1 protein-coding gene and 1 pseudogene are annotated in these 1,406 nt (G+C 42.5%); both read right to left on the bottom strand.

Going from position 1 to position 1,406, the window contains the following annotated elements:
* Positions 1 to 107: 107 nt before the first annotated feature.
* Positions 108 to 761 carry a PAQR family membrane homeostasis protein TrhA gene (trhA, locus tag ACTF5U_RS06510; protein WP_438970830.1) on the bottom strand — a complete coding sequence of 218 codons (654 nt, stop codon included), beginning with the start codon at positions 759 to 761 and terminating at the stop codon, positions 108 to 110.
* A gap of 323 nt (positions 762 to 1,084) precedes the next feature.
* Positions 1,085 to 1,406: pseudogene (locus tag ACTF5U_RS06505) on the bottom strand (elongation factor G); the annotation flags it as partial.

Genomic DNA, 1,406 nt, shown 5'->3' with positions numbered 1-1,406 from the left:
TGGGCAGTCAGGAAAACCGTTTCGTCCGTCTTGGGGGACGCATACCGGCACCGATTCAGAGTCTGGTAAATTAATCTTAGTGCCTGATTTATTAATAAGAGTACTTATTAAAGTGTATACCAGAGAATGGAAAAATAGTGGCATGTGGTGCCACCCATTACAAATAAATGCCAGAGAAAGTGCCCATAGCGTAGCTTTGAATCGGTGGCAAAAAATATAACACCTACGCTGTAAGACAAGCCTCCGGCTAACAACCATAGAAAACTTGCACCAGGCAGCTTAGCCAACAACGGATTGATAGCCATGATGATAAGCCACCCCATCAGCAAATAAAGACTGGTGGAGAAAATGGGATGGGACATCTTTTGCAATGCTTTCATCACTACACCAATAATTGCCAGCCCCCAAACAAGTCCAAAAATAATCAAACCCCATGTTCCCTTTAGTACACCCAATGTAAAAGGCGTATAGGTGCCTGCAATAAGTAAAAATATCGCCGAATGTTCAATAGTTCGAAAAAGACGTTTGGCTTTTCCAGCCGGTAGTGCGTGATACACGGTAGAAGACAGATAAAGTATTATGGCGGTCACAACAAAGATACATGAGCCTATAACAAGCCCTTCCTCGCCATGCTGTATAGCACTAATAATAAGAAAAGGTGTGCCGACAAGAACAGCAATCAACCCGATAGCGTGACTGATGCTGTTCGCAAACTCTTCACCTCGCGCTTGTTCACGTGAAGATTCCAAGTTTAATTTCATGTTATTAAGCGTATCGTTAACAGAGAGTCGTCCATTTCGTATCCGATTTCACCGCAAAAGAACTCGCCGGTCAATTTCATTCACCTTCCCATGATGCATGAATATTATCAGCCCGTTTTTTTAATTTATTGGACAGAAATTGCTTCAAAAATAATGATCATAGGTGCTGAGCGCAGGATGAGTGTATTTTTAGCAGGTAACATCCGTGTACCTATATTTTCCTGAGTATCCATACTGAATCATATCCAGCAGCTCTAGGCAAATGCCAGACAAAAAAAAGGGCTGATAAAATCAGCCCTTTTTGTTTTTTTGAAATAATCGTATTATTTCTTTTCTGCTTCGCGTTCTTTGACTTCCTTAATAACCTCTTCCGACACATTACGTGGGCAAGGGCTATATTGCAGGAATTCCATTGAGAACTGACCACGACCTGATGTCATGGTACGCAGTGAACCAATGTAACCAAACATTTCACTCAAAGGAACGTCAGCTTTAATCCGAACACCGGTTGCACCCGCATCTTGAGACTTGATCATGCCACGACGACGGTTCAAGTCACCGATAACATCACCCACATGATCTTCTGGTGTGAACACATCCACTTTCATGATCGGTTCCAGAAGTTGAGGACCCGCTTTAGGAATT

This window comes from Methylophaga sp., from assembly GCF_965655755.1.
GTDB lineage: Bacteria > Pseudomonadota > Gammaproteobacteria > Nitrosococcales > Methylophagaceae > Methylophaga.
Note: the sequence above shows the minus strand (reverse complement) of the source record. Positions and strands in the feature narration are given on the sequence as shown.

Bases quoted from the DNA above. Each gene is read 5' to 3' on its own strand.
- trhA (WP_438970830.1), bottom strand. From the start codon at position 761: ATGAAATTAAACTTGGAATCTTCACGTGAACAAGCGCGAGGTGAAGAG.